Source organism: Mesorhizobium caraganae, assembly GCF_016836705.1.
Classification (GTDB): Bacteria; Pseudomonadota; Alphaproteobacteria; order Rhizobiales; family Rhizobiaceae; genus Mesorhizobium; species Mesorhizobium caraganae.
Genome location: NZ_JAFCGY010000006.1, coordinates 82,394 through 107,742, shown reverse-complemented (window position 1 = coordinate 107,742; position 25,349 = coordinate 82,394). Strand labels below are relative to the sequence as shown.

At 63.0% G+C, this 25,349-nt stretch carries 25 protein-coding genes and 1 other RNA gene; 13 read left to right on the top strand and 13 right to left on the bottom strand.

Going from position 1 to position 25,349, the window contains the following annotated elements:
• Positions 1-19: 19 nt before the first annotated feature.
• On the bottom strand, positions 20-862 hold the full coding sequence (locus JQK88_RS15005) for an SDR family oxidoreductase (protein ID WP_203278706.1): 843 nt from the start codon (positions 860-862) through the stop codon (positions 20-22).
• 151 nt (positions 863-1,013) lie between these two features.
• The gene (locus JQK88_RS15000) at positions 1,014-1,976 is read right to left on the bottom strand and encodes an aminotransferase class IV (RefSeq protein WP_203278705.1); all 963 of its coding nucleotides are present in this window, start codon (positions 1,974-1,976) and stop codon (positions 1,014-1,016) included.
• Between the two features lie 154 nt (positions 1,977-2,130).
• Here JQK88_RS15000 and JQK88_RS14995 point away from each other — a divergent pair, with 154 nt between their 5' ends.
• Entirely contained in the window at positions 2,131-2,637 is a 507-nt protein-coding gene (locus JQK88_RS14995; protein WP_203278704.1) for a hypothetical protein, read from the top strand.
• 60 nt (positions 2,638-2,697) lie between these two features.
• Here the strand turns inward: JQK88_RS14995 and JQK88_RS14990 are convergent, their stop codons facing one another.
• A complete protein-coding gene (locus JQK88_RS14990; RefSeq protein ID WP_203278703.1) occupies positions 2,698-3,012 on the bottom strand; it encodes a DUF2293 domain-containing protein in 315 nt (104 codons plus the stop codon).
• Complete coding sequence (tsaA, locus tag JQK88_RS14985) at positions 3,009-3,515, bottom strand: tRNA (N6-threonylcarbamoyladenosine(37)-N6)-methyltransferase TrmO (protein WP_203278702.1); 507 nt, start codon at positions 3,513-3,515, stop codon at positions 3,009-3,011. Before tsaA ends, JQK88_RS14990 begins: the two co-directional genes overlap by 4 nt.
• A 167-nt stretch (positions 3,516-3,682) precedes the next feature.
• Here tsaA and JQK88_RS14980 point away from each other — a divergent pair, with 167 nt between their 5' ends.
• Both JQK88_RS14980 and metF read left to right on the top strand, forming a co-directional pair.
• Positions 3,683-4,705 (top strand): ArsR/SmtB family transcription factor, encoded by a 1,023-nt coding sequence (locus JQK88_RS14980; RefSeq protein ID WP_203278701.1) that lies wholly within the window; start codon positions 3,683-3,685, stop codon positions 4,703-4,705.
• A complete protein-coding gene (gene metF, locus JQK88_RS14975) occupies positions 4,705-5,622 on the top strand; it encodes a methylenetetrahydrofolate reductase [NAD(P)H] (RefSeq protein ID WP_192258471.1) in 918 nt (305 codons plus the stop codon). The genes JQK88_RS14980 and metF overlap by 1 nt, the downstream gene beginning before the upstream one ends.
• A 415-nt stretch (positions 5,623-6,037) precedes the next feature.
• Here the strand turns inward: metF and JQK88_RS14970 are convergent, their stop codons facing one another.
• Positions 6,038-6,955: a DMT family transporter gene (locus JQK88_RS14970; protein WP_192258470.1), complete on the bottom strand. Its 918-nt coding sequence runs from the start codon at positions 6,953-6,955 to the stop codon at positions 6,038-6,040.
• A gap of 214 nt (positions 6,956-7,169) precedes the next feature.
• Between JQK88_RS14970 and JQK88_RS14965 the strand changes: the two genes are divergently transcribed.
• Positions 7,170-8,390 carry an alanine racemase gene (locus tag JQK88_RS14965; RefSeq protein WP_192258469.1) on the top strand — a complete coding sequence of 407 codons (1,221 nt, stop codon included), beginning with the start codon at positions 7,170-7,172 and terminating at the stop codon, positions 8,388-8,390.
• Here JQK88_RS14965 and JQK88_RS14960 read toward each other — a convergent pair.
• Positions 8,387-8,872 (bottom strand): SDR family oxidoreductase, encoded by a 486-nt coding sequence (locus JQK88_RS14960; protein WP_203278700.1) that lies wholly within the window; start codon positions 8,870-8,872, stop codon positions 8,387-8,389. The genes JQK88_RS14965 and JQK88_RS14960 overlap by 4 nt on opposite strands.
• Positions 8,860-9,117 carry an SDR family NAD(P)-dependent oxidoreductase gene (locus tag JQK88_RS36925; protein WP_203278699.1) on the bottom strand — a complete coding sequence of 86 codons (258 nt, stop codon included), beginning with the start codon at positions 9,115-9,117 and terminating at the stop codon, positions 8,860-8,862. Before JQK88_RS36925 ends, JQK88_RS14960 begins: the two co-directional genes overlap by 13 nt.
• 120 nt (positions 9,118-9,237) lie before the next feature.
• On the opposite strand from JQK88_RS36925, the gene JQK88_RS14950 reads away from it, so the two are divergent.
• On the top strand, positions 9,238-10,137 hold the full coding sequence (locus JQK88_RS14950) for a LysR family transcriptional regulator (protein ID WP_192258468.1): 900 nt from the start codon (positions 9,238-9,240) through the stop codon (positions 10,135-10,137).
• A gap of 50 nt (positions 10,138-10,187) precedes the next feature.
• On the opposite strand, the gene JQK88_RS14945 is transcribed toward JQK88_RS14950, so the two are convergent.
• On the bottom strand, positions 10,188-11,417 hold the full coding sequence (locus tag JQK88_RS14945; RefSeq protein WP_192258467.1) for a lytic murein transglycosylase: 1,230 nt from the start codon (positions 11,415-11,417) through the stop codon (positions 10,188-10,190).
• 92 nt (positions 11,418-11,509) lie between these two features.
• Positions 11,510-12,307, bottom strand: a complete 798-nt coding sequence (locus JQK88_RS14940) for a glycoside hydrolase family 25 protein (RefSeq protein ID WP_192258466.1) — start codon at positions 12,305-12,307, stop codon at positions 11,510-11,512.
• Positions 12,308-12,593: 286 nt separating this feature from the next.
• Between JQK88_RS14940 and JQK88_RS14935 the strand changes: the two genes are divergently transcribed.
• The gene (locus tag JQK88_RS14935) at positions 12,594-13,973 is read left to right on the top strand and encodes a serine hydrolase domain-containing protein (RefSeq protein ID WP_203278698.1); all 1,380 of its coding nucleotides are present in this window, start codon (positions 12,594-12,596) and stop codon (positions 13,971-13,973) included.
• On the opposite strand, the gene JQK88_RS14930 is transcribed toward JQK88_RS14935, so the two are convergent.
• From JQK88_RS14930 to JQK88_RS14920, 3 genes are all read right to left on the bottom strand, one after another.
• Positions 13,970-14,638, bottom strand: coding sequence for a class I SAM-dependent methyltransferase (locus JQK88_RS14930; RefSeq protein ID WP_192258464.1), 669 nt, complete (start codon positions 14,636-14,638; stop codon positions 13,970-13,972). The genes JQK88_RS14935 and JQK88_RS14930 overlap by 4 nt on opposite strands.
• Positions 14,635-15,882 carry a BtaA family protein gene (locus JQK88_RS14925; RefSeq protein ID WP_192258463.1) on the bottom strand — a complete coding sequence of 416 codons (1,248 nt, stop codon included), beginning with the start codon at positions 15,880-15,882 and terminating at the stop codon, positions 14,635-14,637. Before JQK88_RS14925 ends, JQK88_RS14930 begins: the two co-directional genes overlap by 4 nt.
• 99 nt (positions 15,883-15,981) lie before the next feature.
• On the bottom strand, positions 15,982-19,851 hold the full coding sequence (locus JQK88_RS14920; RefSeq protein ID WP_203278697.1) for a hydantoinase B/oxoprolinase family protein: 3,870 nt from the start codon (positions 19,849-19,851) through the stop codon (positions 15,982-15,984).
• Between the two features lie 287 nt (positions 19,852-20,138).
• Here JQK88_RS14920 and JQK88_RS14915 point away from each other — a divergent pair, with 287 nt between their 5' ends.
• The 7 genes from JQK88_RS14915 to JQK88_RS14885 all read left to right on the top strand — a co-directional run bounded on the left by JQK88_RS14915 (position 20,139) and on the right by JQK88_RS14885 (position 24,116).
• The gene (locus JQK88_RS14915; protein ID WP_181055739.1) at positions 20,139-20,342 is read left to right on the top strand and encodes a hypothetical protein; all 204 of its coding nucleotides are present in this window, start codon (positions 20,139-20,141) and stop codon (positions 20,340-20,342) included.
• A gap of 210 nt (positions 20,343-20,552) precedes the next feature.
• A complete protein-coding gene (locus JQK88_RS14910) occupies positions 20,553-21,272 on the top strand; it encodes a J domain-containing protein (protein WP_203278696.1) in 720 nt (239 codons plus the stop codon).
• Positions 21,269-22,036, top strand: coding sequence for an N-acetylmuramoyl-L-alanine amidase (locus JQK88_RS14905; RefSeq protein WP_203278695.1), 768 nt, complete (start codon positions 21,269-21,271; stop codon positions 22,034-22,036). The genes JQK88_RS14910 and JQK88_RS14905 overlap by 4 nt, the downstream gene beginning before the upstream one ends.
• 185 nt (positions 22,037-22,221) lie before the next feature.
• On the top strand, positions 22,222-22,926 hold the full coding sequence (locus tag JQK88_RS14900; RefSeq protein ID WP_192258458.1) for a lytic transglycosylase domain-containing protein: 705 nt from the start codon (positions 22,222-22,224) through the stop codon (positions 22,924-22,926).
• Positions 22,927-22,976: 50 nt separating this feature from the next.
• Positions 22,977-23,374: RNase P RNA component class A (gene rnpB / locus JQK88_RS14895), an RNA gene on the top strand.
• A gap of 172 nt (positions 23,375-23,546) precedes the next feature.
• Positions 23,547-23,822, top strand: a complete 276-nt coding sequence (locus JQK88_RS14890; protein ID WP_192258457.1) for a type II toxin-antitoxin system ParD family antitoxin — start codon at positions 23,547-23,549, stop codon at positions 23,820-23,822.
• A gap of 21 nt (positions 23,823-23,843) precedes the next feature.
• The gene (locus tag JQK88_RS14885) at positions 23,844-24,116 is read left to right on the top strand and encodes a type II toxin-antitoxin system RelE/ParE family toxin (RefSeq protein ID WP_246749834.1); all 273 of its coding nucleotides are present in this window, start codon (positions 23,844-23,846) and stop codon (positions 24,114-24,116) included.
• 9 nt (positions 24,117-24,125) lie between these two features.
• On the opposite strand, the gene JQK88_RS14880 is transcribed toward JQK88_RS14885, so the two are convergent.
• Complete coding sequence (locus tag JQK88_RS14880) at positions 24,126-25,241, bottom strand: cystathionine gamma-lyase (RefSeq protein ID WP_192258455.1); 1,116 nt, start codon at positions 25,239-25,241, stop codon at positions 24,126-24,128.
• Positions 25,242-25,349: the final 108 nt, after the last annotated feature.

Genomic DNA, 25,349 nt, shown 5'->3' with positions numbered 1-25,349 from the left:
CCGGATTTAACAGACGTGTTCAGGCCGCCTTGCGGTTCTTCTTCGCGCCCTGCGCCTCGATGGAAACGTGGTCCCACTTTTCCCAAAGCGCGATGCGGTTGGCGTATTCCTGTTTGATCATCGGCAGGCCGCCGTCGCCGAAGAACACGCGCAGCGGCGGCTCGGCCGCGTCGACGATTTCGAGCATTGCCGGTCCAGTGGCATCGGGATCGCCGGCCACGGCGCGGCTGCGGCGCTCGGCCATGGCGGCGCGCGCGGGCGCATAGGCCTCGATGGCTTTCGAGGTCTTGGCCGAGGCGCCGGACCAGTCGGTCGAGAAGCCGCCCGGCTCGACCAGCGTCACATGGATGCCGAACTCAGCGACTTCCAGGCTGAGCGACTGGCTGAACGCTTCGAGCGCCCATTTCGAGGCGTGGTAGAGGCCGAGCGAGGCAAAGGCGTTGACGCCGCCGATCGACGAGATCTGGATGATGTGGCCGGAACGCTGCGCCCGCATGATCGGCAGCGCCGCCTGGGTGACCCAGAGCGCGCCGAAGACGTTGGTCTCGATCTGGTCGCGGGCTTCCTGTTCGCTGACTTCCTCGATGGCGCCAAAATGGCCATAGCCGGCATTGTTGATGACGACGTCGAGCCGGCCAAAGCGCTTGTGCGCCTCGGCTATTGCCGCATCGACGGCTTTCTTGTCGGTGACGTCGAGCTTTATCGCGGCGATGCTGTCGCCGTATTTTGCGACCAGATCGGCGAGCGTGCCGGCATCGCGGGCGGTCGCGGCGACGCGGTCGCCACGGGCGAGTGCTGCCTCGGCCCAAACGCGGCCAAAACCTTTCGACGATCCGGTGATGAACCAAACCTTGCTTGTCATGATGTGGAATCCTTGCCCATGCGGGCCGTGAATTGGGGATGGAAACGGAGGCTTCTCCGTTTCTGCCATATACGGCGCATCGCGCGATTTTCCAGAGGCGAGGAGGAATCTTTTTGCCCCGACCGTCCGGCTGAGCAAGGCGCTCGGCTGGTCAGGGATAGCGCACCGGGCTCGACCAGGCCGGGTCGTCATGCTTTTGCCAGTAGAGCGCCATCAGCCGGCTGGTGATTGCGCCTATCTTGCCGTCAGCGACAGGCGTGCCGTCGATCACCGTCACCGGCATGATGCCGCCGGCGGTGGAGGTGATGAAGACTTCGTCGGCTCCCCTCAGCGCGGCGACGCTGACATCGGCCGGGGTGGCGGCAAGGCCGGCTTCGGCGCAGAGATCGAAGACAGTGCGCCTGGTGATGCCGGGCAGCACGCCAATGGCCGGCGTCGACAGGCTGCCATCCTTGACGCAGAACACGTTGAAGCCGGGGCCTTCGGCGACATTGCCGTTGAAGTCAAGAATGAGCGCCGTCTCGGCGCCGCAGTCATAGGCGTCGTAGAGTCCGCGCACCAGGTCGAGCCAGTGGTAGTTCTTGATCGCCGGGTCGATCGAGGCCGGCGGAATGCGCACCTTGTCGCTGATGGCGACATGCAGTCCGCGCCGCAACTGCTCGGCATTGGCGACCGAACCGAACGGCACGGCAAATGCCATGAAGCGGTTGACCGCCTGGCGCGGATCGCGGCTGAAGGTCGGCGAAGCGCCGCGCGTGCACAGCATCTCGACATAGGCGGCGCGGTGGCCCGAGAGCGCCACGCAATTGTGCAGGATTTCGCTCACCCCGTCGCGGTCGAATGGGACCGTCATGCGCAGTTTCTGCAAGCTGGCGAAGAAGCGGTCGAGATGCAGGTCGAGGCGGAAGAAGCTGCCGTCCCAGACATGCACCGTGTCGTAGGTGGCGTCGGAATGCAGAAAACCCCAATCCAGCACCGAGATTTTTGCTTGCGACATCGGCAGATAGTGGCCGTCGAGGAAGGCGATACCGTCGGGATAGGAATGCGGGTCGATATGGCGCTCGGACAGGGTCGGCAATGGCGCAATGCTACCTGCTGCTGCGCTTCGGTTCATGGCGATTGGTCCCTTCGGCTCAATGCGGGGATGATCAGGCTAGCGGCCTTCAGTCGACGGCATAGGGCCACTCAGGCAGCGCTGTTTGTCCTAGGTAGCACATTCGATTTGCCCTATGGTCAGCCTTGAAAATATCCGGCCGCGAGGGGGCAACATGGGCAGATTTTTTCAGACCATCATCTTTGCAGTTTTCCTCGTCTTCGTCACCGGCGAGGCCTTTGCGCAGTGCGCTCGCGAGGGAGAGGAGCTGTGCCAGAACGGCCAGACCTATCGCTGCGAGAAGACGGGCAGCGAGTTGACGCCGATCTTCCAGAACGTGCCTTGCGTGGTCAACGCGACGGGGCTCAACGGCATCTGGACCGGCAGCGGCCATCAGAGTCCGGCCGGGGCTGCCGGCGCCGACTGGGCAATCGCCATGACCATTGGCGATGGCGCTGCGTCGATCGATTATCCTTCGCTCGGCTGTGGAGGATCCTTGACCCAGATTTCCCGGGACGAGAGTTCGGCGGAATACCGGGAAAATATCGCCTACGGTCAGGACAAGTGCATCGACGGTGGCGGCATCACCGTCAGGTTTTTCAAGGGAAACCTGTCCTGGACCTGGGTCGGGCAGGCCGACGGCCAGCCCTACAACGCCGTTGCCGTGCTGAGCCGGCAATAGCCTAATGCATGTCGCTCAAAAGTGGTCCCGGTTTTGAGAGAACGACATGCACAAAAACAGTCATTCCTCTTCATCGTCGGCGTCGAGCAGGCGGGTGGCGCGCCAGCGGGTCAGCACCATGTTGGTCTGCTCGATGACGAAGAACCGCGCCGAGTCGCGATCATAGCCCTCGGCCAGCAGTTTCTCATAGTCGGTATGGCCGTGCCTGATATGGGCGATTGTCGCCAGCCATACGGCAATGCTCGGCGGCAGCGTCTTCATATGCACCGCACCAGCCTCGGCGCGGATTTTCTCCATGTCGGCATAGGGCGCCAGCGGCAGCAGCGCGGTCAGCGCCTTGGCGATGGCGCGGCGGCGGCCGGTCGGCGCGCTCATGTCTCGTCGTGCCCGGCAATGGTCGCCCCGGCAAAGGCATCGGTCGAGGCGAAATAGGGTTTGATGTCGATCACCGGCGTGCCGTCGAGCACATCGATAGCGTCGATATCGATGCGGCCTGTATCGATGTCGACGACGGTCAGCTTGGCTACGTGCAGTCCGATCGGGTTCGGCCGGGCCGGGGAGCGCAACGAGAAAACGCCTTTCGGTTCAGCCGCATGGCGGGGTTTCTGGACAATCAGTCCCCGCGGTGCGTGATGCAGCCAGGATAGGATGATGATGTGGCTGGCGCGCTCCAGCGCAAGCAGGCCCTCGCGATAGGGTGGGTCGATGACAACCGTCGCCGCCTGTCCCGTCTCGCGGGCCGCGCGCATGTTCTTCGGGCAGCTTTCCCGCGATGTCCATGGCGAGGCGATGCGGCCGATGAACACGATGTGGCCATCCGGCGGCATGTCAGCCGGGTCTGACTGCAGGAGCTTTTCGCCGTCGCGCGTCTCGAACATGGCTTTCGCCTCTAGCATAGGTTTCCAGTCGATCGTGACGGAAAAGCCCTTTCCGGCCATGGGGATCACACGTGCGGCATTTTCTTGTCAGGAAGCGACATAGGTCTTGCCATGTCGTTAAAGCTGACATAAACATATGTTTATATCTTTTCAACGAGAATACGCCAATGCATGTCTCGCTCGATACCATGGTGGATACATTGAAGGCGGCGGCCGAATCGAGCCGCCTGCGCATCTTGGCGCTGTTGTCGCGCGGCGACCTTACCGTGTCCGACCTCACCGAGATCCTCAGCCAGTCGCAGCCGCGCGTGTCGCGCCATCTGAAGCTGTTGCTGGAAGCAGGGCTGATCGGCCGTTATCAGGAAGGCTCCTGGGCGTTCTTCCGGCTGTCAGATACCGATTCCGCGCGCGACTTCGTCATGGGGCTGGTCTCCGGCATTCGCGGCGCCGACCCGCAGGTCGAGCGCGACCTCGAGCGGCTGGCGTCGGTCAAGCGCAAGCGGCAGGATCGCGCCGCCGAATATTTCTCCGAAAACGCTGCGAGCTGGGACCATATCCGCTCGCTGCATGTGCCGGACCGCGCGGTGGAAGCAGCACTCCTCAAACTGGTCGGCAAGCGGCCGTTCCAGTCGATGCTCGATCTTGGCACCGGCACCGGGCGCCTCCTTGAGATCTTCTCGCCGCTCTACCGACGTGGCGTCGGCATCGATATGTCGCGCGAGATGCTGACGGTGGCGCGCGCCAATCTCGACAAGGCCGGCATTGCCAATGCGCAGGTCCGCCAGGGCGACATCTTTGCGCCGCCGGTCGAGCGCGATGCCTTCGACCTCGTCACCATCCATCAGGTGCTGCACTATCTCGATGACCCGGCCCGCGCCATCCGCGAGGCGGCGAGGCTGCTGCGCCCGGCGGGCCGGCTGGTGATCGTCGACTTCGCGCCGCATGCGCTGGAGTTCCTGCGTGATCAGCATGCGCATGTCAGACTGGGCTTTTCCGATCGGCAGATATCGGAATGGTTTGCCGAGGCTGAACTCGACCTCGAAGATGCCCAGGAGTTCGAGCCGCGCGGCAGCAACGAAGCCAGGCTCACCGTCAAGCTGTGGCTCGGCCGCGACCGCCGCATGCTGATCGCCGAACCTTCCAACGACTCTTTGCCGGCCAAAGCATACCAAATTGGGGAAACCGCCTGATGAACCAGTTCCGCTTTTCCCGCCGTCCCGACATTGGCGACAAGGTCCGCGTCTCCTTCGAGTTTTTTCCGCCGAAGACCGACGAGATGGAGGCGAGGCTCTGGGACACCGTCACCAGGCTGGAGCCGCTAAAGCCGAAATTCGTTTCGGTGACCTATGGCGCCGGCGGCTCGACGCGCGAGCGCACGGCCCGCACGGTCAAGCGCATCCTCAACGAGACGACGCTGACGCCGGCGGCGCACATGACCTGCGTCGACGCCGCCCGCCATGAGGTCGACGCCGTGGTTCGCGAATTCGCCGAGATGGGCGTGAAACGCTTCGTCGCCTTGCGCGGCGATCCGGCGGCGGGCGTCGGCACCGCCTACCGGCCGCATCCCGATGGCTATGCCAATGGCGCCGAACTGGTCGGCGCGCTGAAGGGCGCCGGCGATTTCGACATTTCGGTCTCGGCCTATCCGGAAAAGCATCCGGAAAGCCCTGACTTCGCCACCGACTTCGACATGCTGAAGCGCAAGGCCGACAATGGCGCGACGCGGGCGATCACCCAGTTCTTCTTCGACAACGATCTCTACGAGCGTTACGTCGAGAAGGCGCGCCGCGCCGGCATCTACATCCCGATCGTGCCCGGCATCCTGCCGGTGCACAATTTCACCCAGGTCGCCAATTTCTCGGCACGCTGCGGTGCGCTGGTGCCGGCATGGCTGGCCGAGCGCTTCGAGGGGCTGCAAAACGACCCGCAGACGCATGCTTTGGTGGCATCGGCCGTGGCCGCAGAGCAGGTGCTCGACCTTGTCGAGCGCGGCGTCAGCGATTTCCACTTCTACACCATGAACCGGGCCGACCTGGTGTTCGCGATCTGCCACATGATCGGCATCCGCTCGCACGAAACGGAAGTGGCAGGGTCGGCCGCGGCCTGAGCTTCATCGTGGTGTGAAACGGTGATCTGTAATGCAAAAGGCCGGGCGAAAAACCCGGCCTTTCGAATTTGTGGGCTATTTGCTGCTATCTTCTTCCGCTCTGGCGGTTACGGAAGAACGCCTATGATAAGGGCGCCAATGAAGGCAAATGCAGCACAGATCATCAATGCGTTGATTGGCCTCGTAAGTCCCATGTCATAGCCTCCTCTATGAAAGAGCTATGGGTGGAGTCTAGGGTCATTTGTGCCACAGGCAAGCGGAAAATATGCTGCAATGCGACGCGATTGTGGAATTTGCGACCTGCCGTTTGGCGTTAGGCATTGAAACTCTTCGGCAAATGCCCGCTGGCGGGCTGTGAATAAATTGTGACGGGTCTGTGGCAGAAGCGTGGCGTGGCAGCGCTACCATCCCAATTCTAGCGCCGACCAAACAACCGTCCGTCGATCGTCACCAGGCCGAAGGCGATCAGCGCCATGCCGCAGAACTCGAACAGAGCGAGCCGCTCGCCGAGGAACAGCAGGCCCAGCAGGATGGCGCTGGCCGGGACGATGAGCGTGACCAGCGAAGCGTTGGTGGCGCCGGCAGAGGCGACGAGATTGAAATAGAGGATGTAGGCGAAGGCCGTGGAGAGCAGTGCCAACGCCAACACCGCCGCCCAGACCGGCGGCGAGGCCGAGAACAGGCCGGCCGGGCCGTAGGTGAACAGCACCACCGGGATCATGATGATGGTCGACGCCGTCAATTGTCCGGTGGCGATGACGGGTGAGGGCACGCCCTTGAAGCGGCGGGCGATCATCAGCGCGACAGCGTAGGACAGCGAGGCGCCGATCAGCGCGAACTTCGCCCAGACCGGGCCGCCGAGCCCGGCCAGCAGGCCGGGGCCGATCATGACCGCGGTGCCGGCGATGCCGAGCCCGATGCCGGCAAGCTTGTTCCACGACAGCTTTTCGTCCGATGTCAACGCATTGGCGAGGATCAGCGTCCAGAACGGCGTCGTCGCATTGAGCACCGAGGCGACGCCGGCGCCAAGCGCGGTCTGGCCGGCGAAGATCAGCGAGAACGGCACGACATTGTTGGCGAGCGCCAGCAGGAAAAACAGGCCGGCATGCGGAAAGGCGAGGCGGAAGGACGGGCCGCAAATGGCGAGATGGAGCTGCAGCGCGATCGCCGCGATGGCGACGCGAAACAGCACCAGCACCAGCGGGTGCATCTCGGCAACGGCGATGCGGGCAAAGAAGAACGAGCCACCCCAGATCGCGCCGAGCAGCAGAAGCTGGCCCCAGTCCCTGAGCGTCATCGGTCCGCGCTGCACGGATGTCGTGGCAATTGCCATTTCGAATCGTCCTCCCCAGACGGCGCGAGCGCCAGTCGGTCAGGCAAAAGGCATATAGGGTCCAGCGACAAGGGCCACCCGAAACCTGATCGGATGGAAGACCTACCCATTTGGACCTAATGCCGTAGCATCAGCGCCGCGAGACACAGAATTGTTTTCTTTAGCCGCTAGCTTGGATTAATTGTGCGCAGCCGAGAAGTCAGGGGATTCGTCCATGCAGCGATTCGAGAACGCCCGCGAGGCGGCGCTGGCGCTTCGTCCTGACGACCCGGTCTACTGCTTTCGCCCGCAGGTGCTGAAGGCGGACGCCAAACAATTCATGGGCATGTTTCCAGGCAAGACCGCCTATGCGGTCAAGACCAATGGCGAGCAGATCGTGCTGAAGGCGCTGGTCGAAGCCGGCGTTACTGCCTTCGATGTGGCTTCGCCCGGCGAGTTCGCCGCCGTGCGTGCGGTCTCACCCGATGCCGAGATGCTCTACATGCATCCGGTCAAGGCGCAGTCGGACATCAAGTTGGCGCTGGAGAAATACGCCATCCGCGTCATTTCGCTCGACCATGAGGACGAAATCACCAAGCTGACGCGTGTGGTGCGGGCGCTCGACATCGATCCGGGCGCCATCAGCGTGTTCGTGCGCATCCAGACCAAGGGCTCGGCTGCTTACGAACTGTCGAAGAAGTTCGGCGCCGGGCCGGCCTATGCGGTGGAGCTTGCCGAGCGGCTCAACCGCACCGGCTACAAGGTTGGGCTTTGCTTCCATGTCGGCAGCCAGATCGAGGATCCCGACACTTATGAGCGGGCGCTGGCCTCGGCCGACTGGGTGCGCAACCGGTTGACCTTCGACGTGGCCGGTCTCGACGTCGGCGGCGGTTTTCCCGCCGAATATGGCCATGATCCCAACCGCAAGCAGGTCGAGATGCCGTCGCTCGGCCAGATCATGTCGCGGCTGTCGGGCGACCTCACGGAATATCAGTTCGACCAGGTGCCACTGGTGGCCGAGCCCGGTCGGGTGATCGTCGCGCGCTGCCTTTCACTGATCGTGCGCGTGCTGCTGCGCAAGGGCAAGCGGCTCTACATCAATGACGGCATCTGGGCGTCGCTGTCGGATTCATGGACCGGCAAGATCACGCTGCCCGCCCGCTTCATTCCCGATCCGGCGATCCGCTCGCGCAATGGTGAGGAGAAGAACATCGTGCCGTTCAAGGTCTGCGGCGCGACCTGCGATTCCGTCGACATCCTGTCGAGGCCGTTCTGGCTACCGGAAACCGTCGACACCGGCGACTGGATCGAGATCGGCCATATCGGCGCCTATTCGCTGTCGCTGAGAACCCGCTTCAACGGCTTTTATCCCGACACTTTCGTCGAGGTGACGACGCCCTTCGACGAAGGCGATGCGCCGCAGGGCTTTGCCAGCCTGGAGACGATGGCGGATTAGGCCACCCCGCCACCGGCCTGGATATTCTCGCCGGTCAGCCAGCGGGCCTCGTCGCTGGCCAGGAAGACCGCGACATCGGCAACGTCGCGCGTGGCGCCAATCCTGCCGAAGGGCGACATGCCGGCGGCCACGGCACGATCGCGCTCGGGAAGCAGGTCCGTGTCGGTGAAGCCCGGCGACAGTGCATTCACGGTGATGCCGCGCGCCCCGAGTTCCCGCGAGAGCACGCGGACGAATTGTTCGACGGCACCCTTGCTGCCGAGATAAAGCGCCGTCTGCGTGAAGAACATCTTGGTGCCGCCAGTGGAGACCGCGATGATCCGACCGCCGTCGCGCACACGGCGCGCTGCTTCCTGAAGCGTGAAGAACGTGCCCTTGGCGTTGGTTCCGAAGACAAGGTCGAAATCGGCTTCACTCACCTCGATGGACGGCTTGATGATGGCGACGCCGACATTGGCAACGACGATATCTATCGCGCCCAATTGGTTCTCGGTCTCGTCGAACAGGCGACGGACATCGGCAAGAACGGAATGTCGGCCTCAATGGCGATTGCCTTTCCGCCCTTGCTGGCGATAGCGACCACGACCTCGTCAGCTGCTTTCCGGTTGCTGACATAATTGACGACGACGGCAGCGCCCTTGGCCGCGAGCCCCTCGGCGATGGCTCGCCCGATACCGCGCGAACTGCCGGTGACCAGTGCGGTTTTGCCTTGCAAGGACTGGGACATGATCAATTCCTTCAACCGTTCAGGCCCGCGGTCGGCAGGCCGATGGTCGAGAAATAGGGCAATACAACTGATCAGATAATGGCCTATTATCTAACTGGCTTGTTAATCCAGGAATACACAATGCGCGGTTCCGAATTCTCCCAGCTCAAGGCATTTGCCGCGATCGTGGAGGAGGGCAGTTTCGTTCGCGCCGCGGCGCGGCTGCGTGTGTCGCCGCCGTCGCTCAGCCAGTCGATCCGGCAGTTGGAGGCTCGTATCGGGGTCAGGCTGCTCAACCGCACGACCCGCAGTGTTTCACCGACCGCTGCCGGCGATACGCTGTTTTCCCGGCTGGCCGCTGCATTCGGCGAACTGGACGGTGCTGTTGCCGACGTTCAGTCCGGACGAGACCGGCCGGCGGGATCGCTGCGCATCAACGTGTCGCGCGTCGCGGCGATGCGTTTCATCGCGCCTATCCTGGGAGACTTCCAGCGCGCCTATCCCGAAATCGCGCTGACGGTGATCGTCGACGACATGCTGACCGATATTGTCCAGGGCCGGTTCGACGCCGGGATCCGTCTCGGCGAGTGGCTGCACAAGGACATGGTGGCAGTCAAGCTCAGCGAGGATCTGCAAATGGCGGCGGTGGCTGCCCCGGCCTACCTTGAAGGCCGCGCAATTCCCCGTCATCCCCAGGATCTGCACCAGCACCAATGCATCAATTTTCAATGGCCGGGCGGCGGCAACATCTACCGGTGGGAGTTTTCGCGCGGCAAACGGGTTCTTGAAATCGCAGTCCAGGGCAGCCTGACCGTCAACGACACCGAGCTGATGCTGAATGCGGCGCTTGGTGGAGCAGGTGTCGCCTACATGATCGACTATCAGGTCCAGCCGTCGATCGGGGCTGGCAGGCTGGTGAGATTTCTTGAGCCCTGGTCGCCCAGCTTCCCAGGCTTCTTCCTGTATCACCCAAGTTCGAGACACGTCCCGCCGGCTTTGCGAGCATTTATCGATTTCGTTCGGGCAAGAACTAGAGAATAGGGAATACAGCTTGGGGAGGTTCTACTGCCTGCGCCCTGCTGCCTACTTCTTCACAACTTCCCCAACAGTTCCGGCGTCGGCCAGCCATCGACCGGCATGCCAAGCCGCATCTGTTCCTTGCGGATGGCTTCGCGAGTGTTGGTGCCCAGAATGCCGTCGACCGTGCCGACGTCATAGCCCCTGGCTTCGAGCTTGGTCTGCAATTCCTTCATTTGATCACCATTGAGCCCGGTTTCGGGATTGCGCGGATCGAACTGCTTTGCCCCTGCCAGCCGTGCCGCGAGGTTTGCCGCCGTCAGGGCGTAGGTGAAGGACTGGTTCCATTCGAGATAGACGTCGAAATTGTCATAGGCGAGGAAGGCCGGGCCCTTGCGGCCCATCGGCAGCGCCAGGCCGGCCTTCAGGCCGTTGTCGATCAGCGGCGTGCCGTCGGGATTGGTAACGCCCCAGGCGGCCCATTGCGACAGCGGCAGTTTGTTGGTGCGGCCGGTCTGCTCCCACGGCATGTCCTCGGGCACGCGCACTTCCTCGATCCAGGGCTGGTCGCGTTTCCAGCCGCGCGACAGCACCTTGTTGGCCGTGGTCATGATCACGTCGGGCACGCTGCGCCTGAGGTCGACGATGCCATCGCCGTCGCCGTCGACGCCGCGCGCCAGATAGTCGGAGGGCAGGATCTGCGTCTGGCCAACCTCGCCGGCCCAGGCGCCGGTGACGTCGGCCGGCACGACACCGCGATCGATCAGCATCAAGAGCGGCACCAGCTGCGGCCTAAACAGCTGCGGGCGGCGGCAGTCATGCGACAGCGTCACCAAGGCGCTCAGCGTGTGGAAATCGCCCTGCACGGCGCCGAAATCGGTCTCCAGCCCCCAAAAGGCGGTGATGATCGGCGCCTGGACGCCGAACTGCTGGTCGGCGCGGGCAAAGACGTCGGCGTATTTCTTCAGGTTGGCCGCACCCTGCTTCAGCCGGTAGGCCGAGATCATGCGGTTGGAGAACTGGATGAAGGTCTGGCCGAAGACGCCCTGGGCGCGATCGCGCGCCAGCACCTTGTCGTCGATGTTGGCGGCTTCCAGCGCGTCGAGGCCGATAGCGCCGACACCGGCTGCCTTGGCTTCCGCCGCGACGCCTTGTTTCCAGGCTTCGAAGTCGCCGCCGCATTCCTGCGCTGCCGCCGGCATGGCCGCGGCGCTGAGCAGCAGGGCCGCGAGCAGCCCGGAGCGCAGTCGGTTCTTCGACTGTTTCCGGCCCTGATATCCCTGTGGTTGCAAATCGGTTCGCATGAACCGTCGAAAAGCAGGCGGCAGCGCCGGTGTCAACGGGTGTTCTGCCGCGGCCTGCGGTTTCGGACGGCTTCGCTGCCGTTGCACCGGTGTCAATGCGTGTTCTGCCGCAGCCACTTTTTCCAGGCAGCTTCGCTGCCGTTGAAGACGTTGATATCGGATTTGCCGGTCATGCCGGGAACGATGCCGGTTCCGGTGTACTGCCAGAAGGTGAACGGGTGGCTGCCATATTTCTGGCGGGGATGGCCGGCAACCGAGCGCAGCCAGTAGGGATAGCCGCGGAAAGTCGAAAGGTCGTTGTCGTCGAAGAAGTCGACCGAGGTGTAGATGATCGGCTTTTTGCCATATCGCCGTTCGACGATTTCGAGAAAGGTGGTCATCTCCGCGCGCACCGTCGCCGAATCCGGACGCAGCCGGCAGGTCGGCGATTTCGGGTTCCATTCCATGTCGAGCACCGGCGGCATGGCCGAGCGGTCGACAGGCACGTTTTCGATGAACCAGCGCGCCTGGGTGGCGGCCGGCGTGCAGAAATAGAAGAAATGATAGGCCGCGCGCGGAATGCCATTGGCTTTGGTGCGGGCCCAGTGCTCGTTGAAATACTCGTCGAAACGATCGCCGCCCTCGGTCGCCTTGATGAAGGCGAAGGAGATGCCGCTGGCCTTGGCTGTCGGCCAGTCGACCGACGTCTGGTACTTGGAGACATCGGTGCCGTGAACGGCGTAATTCCAGGGCGCGCCGCTGTCCCATTCATGCGGCTTGGAGTCTTCGAAACGCGGTGCGTGCACCGCAACCGTCGGGCTGCTCGAAGGCGACATCGACGGCACGAGATCGCCGGCGGTCGAGCAGGCGGCCAGCAGCGTCAACGTGATGAGGGCCGCGAAACGGCGCATCGCATTTCCCGAGCCGGAATCAGCCGGTCGCTGTTGGGTTGTTGTTGCAGGTGCCCCTCAGGCGATCGCCCCACAGCATCGCCCGATTCTCTATTTCTCGTGCATGTCGTTATCCCAAAACCGCTCAGCACTTTTGGGCGACATGCACCAGTGATCGCCGATCATGGTTGATAACAGGTTGACGGCGCTCGACAAGAACACCGATTTTGCGGAAGCAATGGCGGCAAATCGATGACATAAACCGAGCCGCAAGCCACCGGACCGCGGAAAAGCAGGGACTTAAAAGATGCGGGTCGTCGTGAAGATCATCAAATGGCTGCTTGGCCTGGTCGTGCTGGCGGTCGCCGCATTGTTTGCCTGGCTCTACATCGCGCCGCCGGAGCTGATCCGCGTCGGTTCGGGCTATTCGGCCAAGATCGTCTGCTCGAATGTTTTTATCGCCGGACGTAACCCCAACGAGGTGCTTGCCGTCGACGTGCAGGCACCTGGCCATCCACTGCTCAGGCTTATGAAAGTGTCGGTCGACAAGAACAGGGGGACCGTCTCGGCCGGGCTGCTCGGCTTCCTCGGCAAGAGCGTTGCCGTCGCGCGCGACGGCTTGGGTTGCGCCTCGGTCCCCGATGGCGATGTCGGCAAGGTACGGCGCACGACAATCCCCGCCGAAGCGTCGGCAACCACCAGGGGCGATCTGTGGCCGGAGGGAGATCGGGTCGATGCCTCGCAGAATCCCGAGATCGGCAAGATCCTCGACGATGCAGGGATGACCGGAACCGGCATGCGGGCTGTGGTGGTGGTGAAGAACGGCCGCATCGTTGCCGAGCGCTATGGCGACGGGTTTTCGGCGAAGACGCCGCTGCTCGGCTGGTCGATGACCAAGACGGTCAATGCCGCGCTTGTCGGCACGCTGGTCAAGGACGGCAAGATGGCGGTGACCAATCAGGGCCTGTTCGTCCCCTGGAAGGCGGACGGCCGCGCCGCCATCAGTCTCGCCGACATGATGGCGATGTCGAGCGGGCTGGAGTTCAACGAGGATTATGGCGACGTCGCCGATGTAACGCGCATGCTCTATCTCGAGCCCGACAAGGCGGGCTTCGCCGAATCCAAGCCGCTGACCGGCGAAGTGGGTAAGGTCTTCTCCTATTCGAGCGGCACGGCAGTGATGCTGTCGCGGCTGTGGCAGGACGCGATCGGCGACAAGGCGAAGGCGCTGGCTTGGCCGCGGACAGCGCTGTTCGCGCCGCTTGGCATGCAAAGCGCGGTGCTCGAAACAGACGAAGAGGGCACCTTCGTCGGCTCATCCTATCTCTACGCCACCGGCCATGACTGGGCGCGCTTCGGCCAGTTCCTGCTGCAAGGCGGGGTGTGGAACGGCAACCAGATCCTGCCCGCCGGTTTCGTAGACTGGATGAGAGAGCCTGCACCTGCCTCGAAAGTCTATGGCAAGGGGCAGTTGTGGATCGAAGCGCCGGGCGACGAGGAAAATCCTGGCGCCGGCGTCGCCGCCGGCCTGCCCAAGGATACCTACTGGATGGAGGGCCATGACGGCCAGACGGTCGCCATCATCCCTTCAGAGCAATTGGTCGTGGTGCGGCTCGGGCTGACGCCGACCAAGCTCGGCTACCGGCCGCAGGTGATGCTTGGTGCGTTGGTGAAGGCGCTGCATTAGACTCTTGGCTGCGCGATCACCGCCAACCAGGCATAACCGCGATAAAGCGTGCGGAAACGGAAGGTTGCGCCGGTTCGCCGAGATTCCGATTCCAGGACTTCGCGCAGAGATTCACGCGGGGTGACATGGAATTTTTTGAGCCAGCCGCGCAGCAGAGCCCGAAACCAGCGGGGCAGGCCTTCCTGCTGGCCGAAATCGATCACGTGCAGCGAGCCGCCGGGCGCAAGTGCTGCAAGCGCTGCTGAAACCGTCTTTTCCCAGCCAGGGATCATCGACAACGAGTAGGACACGAAGATGCGGTCGAAACGCTCGACGCCGAACAGTGTCTTGGCGTCGAAATCGGTGGCATCGCCGCGCGCCAGCACGACGCGACCGGACAGGCCTTCACGGCCAATGGCCTTGCTGGCCGTCTCCAGCATTTCCGCCGAAATATCGAGACCGAAGAAGCGCGCCTCCGGATAGCGGCGGGCGGCAAGCGCAATGTTGCGGCCGGTGCCGCAGCCGAGTTCGAGCACTGTGCCGTTCGCCGGCACGTCCAGCCCCGATATCATCTGGTCGCGGCCGAGCAGGTAATATTTGCGGGTCAGATCGTAGATATGGCGCTGCCAGCGATAGACGCCGTCCATCAGTTCGGCGTGGTCGGCCGGCAGCTCGCTCGTGCTCATGCCGGGCGCTTCACATAGAGGTGGAAGCCGCCATAGATGGCCGAGCGGTCGCGGGCCGAGTAGTCACGCGAGGCCTCGTCCTCATAGTTCCACTGGTCGAGCAGCGAAGTCGAGACGCGGCCGGGCAGCAGGCTGGGTTCGGCCGCGGTGCGGAAGATGACGCGGGCACCGACCGAAGCGGTGCGGGTGATCTCCGACCACAGCGCGTTTAGCTGGTCATCGGTCATCCAGTCCTGCGCGTCGAGCAGGATGAAGCGGTCGACGGTCCCGGCGTCCTTGCCGGCCAGGAATTCGATCAGATTGGCGTGGTGGATGCCGACGCGATCGACATTGTTGCGGATCGCCTTGTAGTTGGCCTCTTCGAGATAGGCGGGCAGGGCGGCCTCGCCCGGATTGGGATAGCGGCGGGCGAAAGCCTGCCAGGCGAAGTAGTTGTTCTTCAATGGAAAATCGCAAGCGAGCTTTTCCAGCCGGGCCTTCAGCACGCTGGCCATCGAACCGTCGCCCGAGGTGATCAGCGAATCGTACTGCGCCGGCGGAATGCCGAGACCGAACAGCGAGGCCTTGCGCGATGTCGCCCATCGCAACAGCTTCTTGTCGAAGACCGGCGCCAACTCTTCGTTGAAGAAGCGACGCTGGTCGGCAATGCTCTTCGACGCCATGATGCCGGCGGGATCGACACCGAAGAATTTGGCGGTGCGATGGCCCATGGCGATGAACAGGCCGAGCAGGCCGGTCTGGTAGAAATTGCGGTCGAAGACGGTGATGCGCCGGCGGCCGCGCCAGTTGCGGCGCTCCCAGTAGTGGCGGCTGACCGGGTCGAGATGCGGCGCGATGAAGCGGTCATAGGCTTCCGAATTGTGGCTGGTGTCGGCGGCGCCAAAGAAGCGGAACAGGTCGCCCTGTGAAGGCAGATGCCGCACCGCCTCCAGCTTCATCCGGTTCAAGGCGATGTGGGCGGCGTTGAGATCGACCGCATCGACGCGCTCGGGCGACCGGGTGAGATAAGCGAGGATGTTGCAGCCGCCGGAGGCGATGGTGACGACGCGGTGGCCGTGACCAAGCTGCATGGCCTCCATGTCGACTTCGGGGTCTTCCCAGATCTGCGGGTAGACGAGGCCGGAAAACAGAAGCGCAAACAGCCGCTCGGAAAGGCCGGCCTTCGACAGCGGGCGGTTCTGGTAGACGGCTTTTCCAACTTCCTTGCCACGGCGAAAGACCAGATCTGCCGAAACGTCCGTCATGGCTAATGATTCCCCGTTTGCTTTGGCGCAAGCGGGTAGCGCAGCGTCATGACAGGCCGGTGACAGGCTGTTGACTGGCCGGATATCAGCTCCCGGATATCAGGCTTTGCCAAACCCTCCCGGCGTCGGCGTCGTCAGGATGACGGCGTCACCGGCGTCGAGCAGGGTCTGATCGCAGGCCATCAACGTCTCGATGCTGCCGTCCCTGCGCCGCACCTCGGTCGAGCCAACCTCGCCATCGCCGCCGCCGTCCAGGCCTTGCGGCGGCCGGTTACGGTGCGAGGACAGGATCGCGCATTCCATCTTTTCGAGGAAACGGATCGTCCGCCTGGTGCCGTCGCCGGCATCCCATTTGCCCTTGCCGCCGGATCCCTGGCGGATGTGGAAATCCTCGAGCAGGACGGGAAAGCGCAGTTCCAGCACTTCCGGATCGGTGAGGCGCGAATTGGTCATGTGGGTGTGGACGCCGGAGGTGCCGGCAAAGCCGCGGCCGGAGTTCATCTGCCCGGCCGGCGAGCCGGAACAGATCGTCTCGTAATACTGGTACTGCTTGTTGCCGAAGGTCAGGTTGTTCATCGTGCCTTGCGCGTTGGCCATGGCGCCCATGGCGCCGAACAGCGCGTTGGTGACATGCTGCGAGGTCTCGACATTGCCGGCGACAACGGCGGCGGGATAGCTGGGTTTCAGCATGCAGCCGTCGGGGATGATGATGTTGATTGGCCGCAGACACCCGGCATTCATCGGTATCATGTCCTCGACCATGACGCGGAAGGCGTAGAGCACCGCTGCACGGGCGACGGGCTCCGGCGCGTTGAAATTGTTCTTCATCACAGGCGACGTGCCGGTGAAGTCAACGGTCGCCTCGCGCTTTTGCCGGTCGACCGTGATCTTCACCTTGATCACCTGGCCGGTGTCGGTCGGGTATTCATATTCTGATGCGTCGGGCAGCCGCTCCAGCACGCAGCGCACGCTTTCGGCGGCATTGTCCTGGACATGGCCCATATAGGCTTCGACGACATCGAGGCCAAAATGGGCGACCATCTTGCGCAGTTCCGCCACGCCCTTTTCATTGGCTGCGATCTGCGCCTTGAGGTCGGCGAGGTTCTGGTGCGGGTTGCGAGCGGGGTAGGGGTGGTCGGTGAGCAGCGTCTGCAGTTCCGCCTCGCGGAATTTTCCGCGATCGACAACACGGAAATTGTCGAACAAAACACCTTCCTCGTCGACGGTAGTGGCGAGCGGCGTCATCGAGCCGGGGGCCGTGCCACCAATGTCGGCATGATGACCGCGTGAGGCGACGTAGAAGAGGATTTCCTCCCCCCTTGAGGGGGAGGTGGCGGCGGAGCCGCCGGAGGGGGTCGCCTCGGCAGTGCTCGGCGCTCTTGCGGTGCCTTCTGAGAGGACCCCACCCGGCCGCTGCGCGGCCACCCTCCCCTCAAGGGGGAGGGAAAAGACCGGCGTCACCACGGTGATGTCGGGCAGATGCGTACCGCCATTGTAGGGGGCGTTCAGCGCAAAGACGTCGCCGGGGTGGATGTCGCCGGAGTTCAGCCGGATGATGGTTTCGACCGAGCGGTCCATCGAGCCGAGATGCACCGGGATGTGCGGCGCGTTGGCGACCAGCGCGCCGTGACGGTCGAAGACGGCGCAGGAAAAATCCAGCCTTTCCTTGATGTTGACGGAATAGGCGGTGTTCTGCAGCGTGACGCCCATCTGCTCGGCGATCGACATGAAGAGGTTGTTGAAGACCTCCAGCATCACCGGATCGGCTTGGGTGCCGAGAGCCGCAGCGCGCACTTTCCGTTCCGTGCGGCGAATGACAACGTGATTGAGATTGGTGATTTCGGCCCGCCAGCCCGGCTCGACGACGATGGTCTGGTTCGGCTCGATAATGAGAGCGGGTCCCGCGACCAAATTGGAGGGGCGCAGGTTTTCGCGGCGATGGATGCCGGCCTCATGCCACCGGCCTTCGGTGTAGATGCGCCGCTTTCCGGAAGCGCCGGCTTCAACCCGTGCAGGTCCTGCGGGCGCATAGGCTTCGGCCCTGGCCTCTGCGATTTCGCTGCCTTCGACGCCAACCGTCTCGACGATCATCGGCTTGTCGTCATAGACGAAACCAAACTGCGCCTTGTGGACGATCTCGAAATCGCGCCTGGCCTGGAAGATCGAGTCCTGCTCGAAATTCACCGGCAGCGTCGTGTCGGTGCCGTCGTAGCGGATGTGCAGAACCGGCTTTGCGGCAACTTTATCCTCGGCGATGCCTTGCGCCGCGAGTTCGGCGATGACGGCCTTTTTCAACGTGGCAATGAGGCTGTCGATCTCTGACCTGGACTCTTCCGCCAGCGGCTTGAGCAGCGCCTGCTGGCGCGACGCGAAGATTGACGACAGGCCGATGCCGTACGCCGACAGCAGGCCGGAGAAGGGGTGGATCAGCACCGCTTCCATGCCGAGCGCGTCGGCAACCAGGCAGGCATGCTGGCCGCCGGCGCCGCCAAAACAGTTCAGCAGGTATTCGGTGACGTCGTAGCCGCGCTGGACGGATATCTTCTTGATGGCGTTGGCCATGTTTTCGACGGCGATGGTGACAAAGCCTTCGGCGACGGCTTCTGGGGTGCGGCCGTCGCCGATTTCGGCGGCGAGTGCGGCGAATTTTTCGCGTACCGCGGTCGCGTCCAGCGGCTGGTCCTGGCCGGGGCCGAAAATTGCGGGGAAAAAATCGGGCTGCAGCTTGCCCAGCATCACATTGGCGTCTGTGACGGCGAGCGGGCCGCCGCGCCGGTAGGCGGCCGGGCCGGGATTGGCGCCGGCGGAATCCGGCCCGGCGCGAAAGCGGCCAGCTTCGTAGTGCAGGATCGAGCCGCCGCCGGCAGCCACGGTGTGGATGCGCATCATTGGCGCGCGGATGCGCACGCCAGCGACCTCGGTGTCGAAGGCGCGCTCATACTCGCCGTCATAATGGGCGACGTCGGTCGAGGTGCCGCCCATGTCGAAGCCGATGACTTTCTCGAAGCCGGCGAGCTTCGCCGTTTCGACCATGCCGACGACGCCGCCCGCCGGACCGGACAACAGCGCATCCTTGCCCTGGAACATATCGGCGGCGGTGAGCCCGCCCGACGACATCATGAACATGAGGTGGGGGGACTGGCTGATCTCCCCCCTTGTGGGGGAGATGCCCGGCAGGGCAGAGGGGGGCGTGACAGAATGAGGCGCTGGCGGGACAGCGCTCCCCTCTGTCGGCTTCGCCGACATCTCCCCCACAAGGGGGGAGATTGGCGCTGCACCCAGCTCTCCCGCCACCCTTTGCACATACCTCGACAGGATCGGCGAGAGATAGGCATCGACCACTGTCGTGTCGCCGCGACCGACCAGCTTGATCAGCGGCGAGACCTCATGGCTGACCGAAATCTGCGAAAAGCCGATCTTCCGGCAGACTTTCGCCACCGCCTTCTCGTGGTCGGGGTATTTCCAGGCATGCATGAAGACGATCGCCACCGCATCGATGCCGTCGGCGCGGGCCTTTTCGATCGCAGGACGGCAGGCGGCGATGTCGAGCAGGCGCTCGACATCGCCATTGGCCCGCACGCGTTCGTTGATCTCGATGACACGCTCGTAGAGCTGTTCGGGAAGGATGATCTCCTTGGCGAAGATATCTGGCCGCGCCTGATAGGCGATCTTCAGCGCATCGCGAAAGCCCTTGGTGATCAGCAAGAGCACGCGGTCGCCCTTGCGCTCCAAAAGCGCGTTGGTGGCGACGGTGGTGCCCATCTTGATGTCGCCGATCAGGCCGGGCGGAATGGCGGCGCCCGATTTCAGACCGAGCAACTCACGGATGCCGGCTATGGCCGCATCAGGGTAGGCTTCGGGATTTTCCGACAGGAGTTTCCTGGGATGCAACCCGCCGTCCGGGTCGCGCCCGATCACGTCGGTGAAGGTGCCGCCGCGGTCGATCCAAAAATCCCATTTCTTGTCCACTCAGAGCTCCGGCATTTCATTTGGTTTCAGACTGTTAGGGCATGATGCTGAAAAGTGTGAAGCGGTTTTCGGACGACATCATGCTCTACTTTTCTGATTTAGAGGCGAATTCAGATTCAGGTCGATTCGGCCTGAAATCATCCGCCTCTGGGCGCCATCGCCCGAGCTGCAATTACCGCCTGGGATGTTACATCAGGAAATGCAACGTTACGAAACTCATGGCCGTCTGATGCATTTCCTCGTCGAGCGTTCACAGCAATGTGAGCGTGTAGTGAAGGAGAGATGTTATGAAAAAGCTCATTCTTGCGTCCGTTTCTGCCCTGGCCCTGCTCGGCGTTGCCGCCTGCAGCGACAGCGGTACGGACAACACCACCACCCAGAGCACCAATCCGCCGGCGGCCGAACAGCCGATGCAGCCAGCAAACCCCGATACCCCGAAGCCTGCTGAACCGGCTCCGGCAACGCCTGCTCCTGCCGCCCCCGCGCAGTAGCAGCAGTCTCGGTCACTTTGATGTGACGAGAGAGGAGGCCGGCTTCGTGCCGGCCTTCCTGCATTTAGGGCCGGGGCCGGCCGTTTCGTGGGCTACGATCGGCTCATTCCTATGATTTGCGATCTGGCGCGTCAGCGTTTGCGTAAATCGATCCACCCTGCGGCGCTGTCTTGGCTTGATAGCGGTGGCTGGCGGCCCTAATAAGCGCTCATGTCGATTTGGGATCGCCTTGGCGAGTTCATCAACCGCGTTTCCTCTTCAGCCAATTCGGGCATCGCCGAAGTGGTCGAGGCCGTGCGAACTGTTTTTTCCGGCGATGCGGATCTGCGCCGGCGCGTTGCCTTCTCTGTGGCGATGATTGCGCTGTCGGCCAAGATGGCCAAGGCCGACGGTATCGTCACCCAGGACGAGGTGCGGGCCTTCCAGGAAATATTCGAGGTGCCGAGAGAGCAGACCCGCAACGTGGCGCGGCTCTACGATCTGGCTAAGCGCGACGTTGCCGGGTTCGAGACCTATGCCGAGCGCATGGCGCAGATGTGCGGCTCGGGCCATTCGAACTGCGTCATGCTGGAAGACATACTCGACGGCCTGTTCCATATCGCCAAGGCCGATGGGCTGGTGCATGAACGCGAAGGCATTTTCCTGCACCGCATCGCCGAGATTTTCCGCATCGACGAGGTGCACTACGAGGCGATCATGGCCAGGCACGTCAATCTTGGCGCCGGCGACCCCTATGTCGTGCTGGGCATCGAGCGCGGCAAGTCGTTCGAGGAGGTCAGGAAGCGGTATCGCAAGCTGGTCTCCGACAATCATCCGGACCGGCTGATCGCGCGCGGCCTGCCGCAGGAGTTCATCAAGATCGCGACGACCAGGGTCGCGGCGATCAACGCGGCCTATGAAATGATCGAGCGGGGCCTTAGGCACGCATGAGCGGCTTCCTGCCCGACGAGCCAGGCGCCGAGGTCAGGGTATCGCCGAATTTCGGCCCGCGGCGCGAGACGCTCAGACCCGACATGATCGTGCTGCACTATACCGGCATGGCGACGGGTGCCGCAGCCGAAGCGTGGCTGTGCGACCCCGCCAGCGAAGTTTCCTCACACTATCTCGTCCACGAGGACGGCCGCATCGTCCAGATGGTGCGCGAGAGCGACCGGGCCTGGCATGCCGGCGCAAGTTCCTGGTTCGGGCGCACCGACATCAACTCCTGCTCGGTCGGCATCGAAATCGTCAATCCCGGCCATACGCTCGGTTATTCGGCCTTCCCCAAGCGGCAGATCGAAGCGGTGATTGGCCTCTGCAAAGGGATAATCGGGCGGTATTCTGTCGCGGCTCAACGCGTGCTCGCCCATTCCGACATCGCGCCGGGGCGCAAGATCGATCCGGGCGAGAAATTCCCCTGGAGGGTGCTGTTTGCGGCGGGGGTCGGCCATTTCGTGCCTGCGGCCCCGATCCGGCACGGCGCGATGCTGAAAGTCGGCGATACCGGCGCCGAGGTCGAAGCGCTGCAGTCGATGCTGGCGCTCTACGGCTATGGCGTGGAGATATCCGGTGTCTTCGACCGCCAAACCGAAATCGTCGTCGAAGCGTTTCAGCGGCATTTCCGGCCACGCTTGGTGGATGGCGTCGCCGACGGTTCGACGATCCGCACGCTGCAAAGCCTGCTGACTTCCCTTAGGTCAGCTGCGTCTAAATAATCTTGTCCTGATATTATAGTTACAGCCTGTCACTGAAAGTGAATTGCCTCGCCTTGTTCGACACCAATTCGGCCCTCAAAGGCAGTTCGTGCAAGTTATCGGACCTTCATCCCCCCGGAAGTCCCGATATTGATTAGGCGTTGCTGCGCGAAGATCTTCGCGCGGCTCAAACAGAACAGGACCACATGCAGAAATTGACCGTTGTAACGGCAGCTATTGCTGCCGGCGTGATGACTTTTGCCTTCAGCGCGGCCGATGCCGCACCACTGAGCCAGAGGGCAGACCAGGGCTTCATCGCCACCCCCGCCAAAACCGCCATGACGAAAGCGAGCCCAAAAGCCAAGAGGACAGCCACTGCCAAAGTGCAGAAGGCAGCCGTGGTGAAGGTCAGAAAAGCGACGGCCAAGAGGCATTTGAAGCGCGGCAGGAAGAGCATCGACCTGTCGACGACCGCGTCGATCGGCCCAAGCACCGCTGCGGAATCGACGGCGGCGGCCGCGCTCGGCGGCCAGTATTCGGCGATCATCGCCCGCTACGCGGCGGCCGAAGGCGTGCCGGTATCGCTGGCCAAGGCGGTGATCAAGATCGAGAGCAATTACCGGCCCAACATCGTCGGCAGCGCTGGCGAGATCGGTCTGATGCAGATCAAGCCGGCAACGGCGCGGATGATGGGTTACAGCGGTTCGGCCAAGGGCCTGTTTGATCCCGACACCAACATCAAATACGGCATGAAATATCTCGCCATGGCGCGCAACCTCGGTGGCGGCACCACCTGCGGCACCATCCTGAAATACAATGCCGGTCATGCCGCGACGCGGATGAATCCCGTGTCGGCCGCCTATTGCGGCAAGGTCAAGGTGCAGATGGCGGCCCTTGGATCTCCCGCATAAGTCTGCTTTTTCATTTGCGTTTTCGCACGTGAACCCCTTTATACGCTCTGCCAGCTGGCCGGGCGGCCGCACCCGCAAAGCCGAAAGGCTGCGGGTGAGGAAAGTCCGGGCTCCATGGAGACACGGTGCCGGTTAATGGCCGGCGGGGGCGACCCCAGGGAAAGTGCCACAGAAAGCAAACCGCCACGATTTATCGGGGTAAGGGTGAAAGGGTGGGGTAAGAGCCCACCGCGCGACTGGCAACAGGAGCGGCACGGTAAACCCCACCGGGAGCAAGACCGAATAGGGACGGTGCGAGGGGAAACCTTCGAGGGCTGTTTCCGGCCCACCGTCCGGGTAGGTTGCGTGAGGCGCATGGCAACATGCGCCCAAGATGAATGGCCGCCACGTCCTCGCTCCGCAAGGGGCGAGGGCCATACAAAACCCGGCTTACAGGCCAGCTGGCAATTCTCCGCGATGTCGAAGATCTTTGGAGATTAGCAGGTTGCGCCCTTGGGCGCGCCTATTGATTCAATCGGCTCGTCAACTGATTCCGCTGCTGGGATCGTTTGGGGGCAACGGCATTCTTGAAGATGGTGCGATTAAATCGTACCATCGGATAGATGGATCAGGAGCGTGCCATGGGTCAGGTCGACAAACGTAGCATCACGCTTTCGCCGGAGCTGGCGGCGGCGGTAGACGATGTCGTGGCCGCCGGCGAATATGCCTCGGCCAGCGAAGTGATCCGCGACGCGCTCCGGCAATGGAAAGACCGCCGCGACCTGCTCGGCTACACGGTCGAGGAGTTGCGCAAGCTGGTGCAGGAGGGGATCGACAGCGGGCCGGGACGGTTTGCGTCGATGGATGAGATCAAGGCCGAAGCACGCAGACGATTGAGAGGCGATGACGCAGCATGAGGTTGCTGCCCATCGTCCGCAATGCGCGCGCAGGACCTGATCGCTATCTGGCTGCACGTTGCACCAGACAGCGAGCCTGCGGCCGATCGGCTCCTCGATCGGATTGAGGCACGCTGGCAGCAACTGGCGACGTATCCATGCTCAGGCGCACCGCGTGATGATATCGCCCCTGGTATCCGCCATCTGATCGTTAGCGAATATCTCATTCTGTATCGCGTCCGAGAGGACGCAATCGAGATTGTTCGTGTCTTGCACGGCAGGCGCAATATCGGCGCCGACGACGTCGTCACCTAAGCGGTCAGCTCAACCGCTGATCTTGTCCAGCGAAGCCTCGATCGCCTGCCAGAGTTCTTCCACTGGCTCGCAACCGACCGACAGGCGCACGAATCCGGGCGGAACGGCATCGCCGCGTTTGGCCCGCCTCTCGGCCGAGGTGTGGACGCCGCCGAAGGACGTTGCCGCCTGCATCAGCGTGCAGTTGTTGATGAAATCCTCGGCCTTGCCCTCTGAGGCGAGTTCGAAGGAGACGAGAAAACCGAAACGTTCCATCTGGGCGCGGGCAAGATTGTGCGAGGGGTCGCCTTCCAGTCCGGGATAGCGCAGGCCGGTCACCGCGCGATGGTTTTTCAGGCGCTTTGCGATCTCCTCCGCCGAAGAACACATGCGGTCGAAGCGCACATCCAGCGTCTCCAGGCCGCGATGGAGCAGCCATGCCTCGAACGGGCCGGGAATGCCGCCCGCTGTCTCGCGCCAGCCGGTGACGGCGGCAATGATGTCTGGGTTACGGCTCGCGACATGGCCGAACAACACGTCGGAATGACCGTTGGCCGCCTTGGTGTCGGCGGCAACGACGACGTCGGCGCCGAGATCGAGCGGGCGCTGGCCGAACGGCGTCATCGTCGTGTTGTCGACGACGACCGTTGCCCCCGCGCGGTGGGCAGCCTCGGCGACGGCTGTGATGTCGCAGATGTCCAATCGCGGATTTGACGGGGTCTCCGCATAGACAAGGCGGTAGCCGTCGAAGCCGTCGTCGAGAAAGGTCGATGTCGGCCTGAGATCATAGGTGATGCCGAATGGCTTCAGGAAACGCTCGGCCAGCGCGCGCGTGGCATGATAGCCGTCCGAGGGCAGCAGGACGCGGTCGCCGGTTTTCAGCAGTCCAAAAAACACCGCCGAGATCGCCGCCATTCCCGAGGGGAAGCCGACGCATGGAGCGTCTTCCAGATGCGCCAGCATATGCTCGACCGCATCCCAGGTGGAGTTGCTGTAGCGACCGTACTGACTGTAGCCGGCGCTATCGCCTGGATTATGGAAAATGGCAGCCATGGTCAGCGGCAAAGGGATGGGGTCGCCCTTGGCAAGCCCGTCGCGACGCAGATGGGCAAGGGAGGCCGCGCGTGACCTGGCTGTTTCGGACATGGATTTTCTAACCTTGTTGCTTGGCGGAAAGACGGCTGACGCTATGCGCGGTAGCGATGCGCGGCAAGCCGCTTCCGGTTGGGCCAAGCCGCTCTAAACCCTTCGTTA

Excerpts from the sequence above, each read along its gene's own strand:
- JQK88_RS15005 (WP_203278706.1), bottom strand. The coding sequence starts at position 862 with ATGACAAGCAAGGTTTGGTTCATCACCGGATCGTCGAAAGGTTTTGGC.
- JQK88_RS15000 (WP_203278705.1), bottom strand. The coding sequence starts at position 1,976 with ATGAACCGAAGCGCAGCAGCAGGTAGCATTGCGCCATTGCCGACCCTG.
- JQK88_RS14995 (WP_203278704.1), top strand. The coding sequence starts at position 2,131 with ATGGGCAGATTTTTTCAGACCATCATCTTTGCAGTTTTCCTCGTCTTC.
- JQK88_RS14990 (WP_203278703.1), bottom strand. The coding sequence starts at position 3,012 with ATGAGCGCGCCGACCGGCCGCCGCCGCGCCATCGCCAAGGCGCTGACC.
- tsaA (WP_203278702.1), bottom strand. The coding sequence starts at position 3,515 with ATGTTCGAGACGCGCGACGGCGAAAAGCTCCTGCAGTCAGACCCGGCT.
- JQK88_RS14980 (WP_203278701.1), top strand. The coding sequence starts at position 3,683 with ATGCATGTCTCGCTCGATACCATGGTGGATACATTGAAGGCGGCGGCC.
- metF (WP_192258471.1), top strand. The coding sequence starts at position 4,705 with ATGAACCAGTTCCGCTTTTCCCGCCGTCCCGACATTGGCGACAAGGTC.
- JQK88_RS14970 (WP_192258470.1), bottom strand. The coding sequence starts at position 6,955 with ATGGCAATTGCCACGACATCCGTGCAGCGCGGACCGATGACGCTCAGG.
- JQK88_RS14965 (WP_192258469.1), top strand. The coding sequence starts at position 7,170 with ATGCAGCGATTCGAGAACGCCCGCGAGGCGGCGCTGGCGCTTCGTCCT.
- JQK88_RS36925 (WP_203278699.1), bottom strand. The coding sequence starts at position 9,117 with ATGTCCCAGTCCTTGCAAGGCAAAACCGCACTGGTCACCGGCAGTTCG.
- JQK88_RS14950 (WP_192258468.1), top strand. The coding sequence starts at position 9,238 with ATGCGCGGTTCCGAATTCTCCCAGCTCAAGGCATTTGCCGCGATCGTG.
- JQK88_RS14945 (WP_192258467.1), bottom strand. The coding sequence starts at position 11,417 with ATGCGAACCGATTTGCAACCACAGGGATATCAGGGCCGGAAACAGTCG.
- JQK88_RS14940 (WP_192258466.1), bottom strand. The coding sequence starts at position 12,307 with ATGCGCCGTTTCGCGGCCCTCATCACGTTGACGCTGCTGGCCGCCTGC.
- JQK88_RS14935 (WP_203278698.1), top strand. The coding sequence starts at position 12,594 with ATGCGGGTCGTCGTGAAGATCATCAAATGGCTGCTTGGCCTGGTCGTG.
- JQK88_RS14930 (WP_192258464.1), bottom strand. The coding sequence starts at position 14,638 with ATGAGCACGAGCGAGCTGCCGGCCGACCACGCCGAACTGATGGACGGC.
- JQK88_RS14925 (WP_192258463.1), bottom strand. The coding sequence starts at position 15,882 with ATGACGGACGTTTCGGCAGATCTGGTCTTTCGCCGTGGCAAGGAAGTT.
- JQK88_RS14915 (WP_181055739.1), top strand. The coding sequence starts at position 20,139 with ATGAAAAAGCTCATTCTTGCGTCCGTTTCTGCCCTGGCCCTGCTCGGC.
- JQK88_RS14910 (WP_203278696.1), top strand. The coding sequence starts at position 20,553 with ATGTCGATTTGGGATCGCCTTGGCGAGTTCATCAACCGCGTTTCCTCT.
- JQK88_RS14905 (WP_203278695.1), top strand. The coding sequence starts at position 21,269 with ATGAGCGGCTTCCTGCCCGACGAGCCAGGCGCCGAGGTCAGGGTATCG.
- JQK88_RS14900 (WP_192258458.1), top strand. The coding sequence starts at position 22,222 with ATGCAGAAATTGACCGTTGTAACGGCAGCTATTGCTGCCGGCGTGATG.
- JQK88_RS14890 (WP_192258457.1), top strand. The coding sequence starts at position 23,547 with ATGGGTCAGGTCGACAAACGTAGCATCACGCTTTCGCCGGAGCTGGCG.
- JQK88_RS14885 (WP_246749834.1), top strand. The coding sequence starts at position 23,844 with ATGCGCGCGCAGGACCTGATCGCTATCTGGCTGCACGTTGCACCAGAC.
- JQK88_RS14880 (WP_192258455.1), bottom strand. The coding sequence starts at position 25,241 with ATGTCCGAAACAGCCAGGTCACGCGCGGCCTCCCTTGCCCATCTGCGT.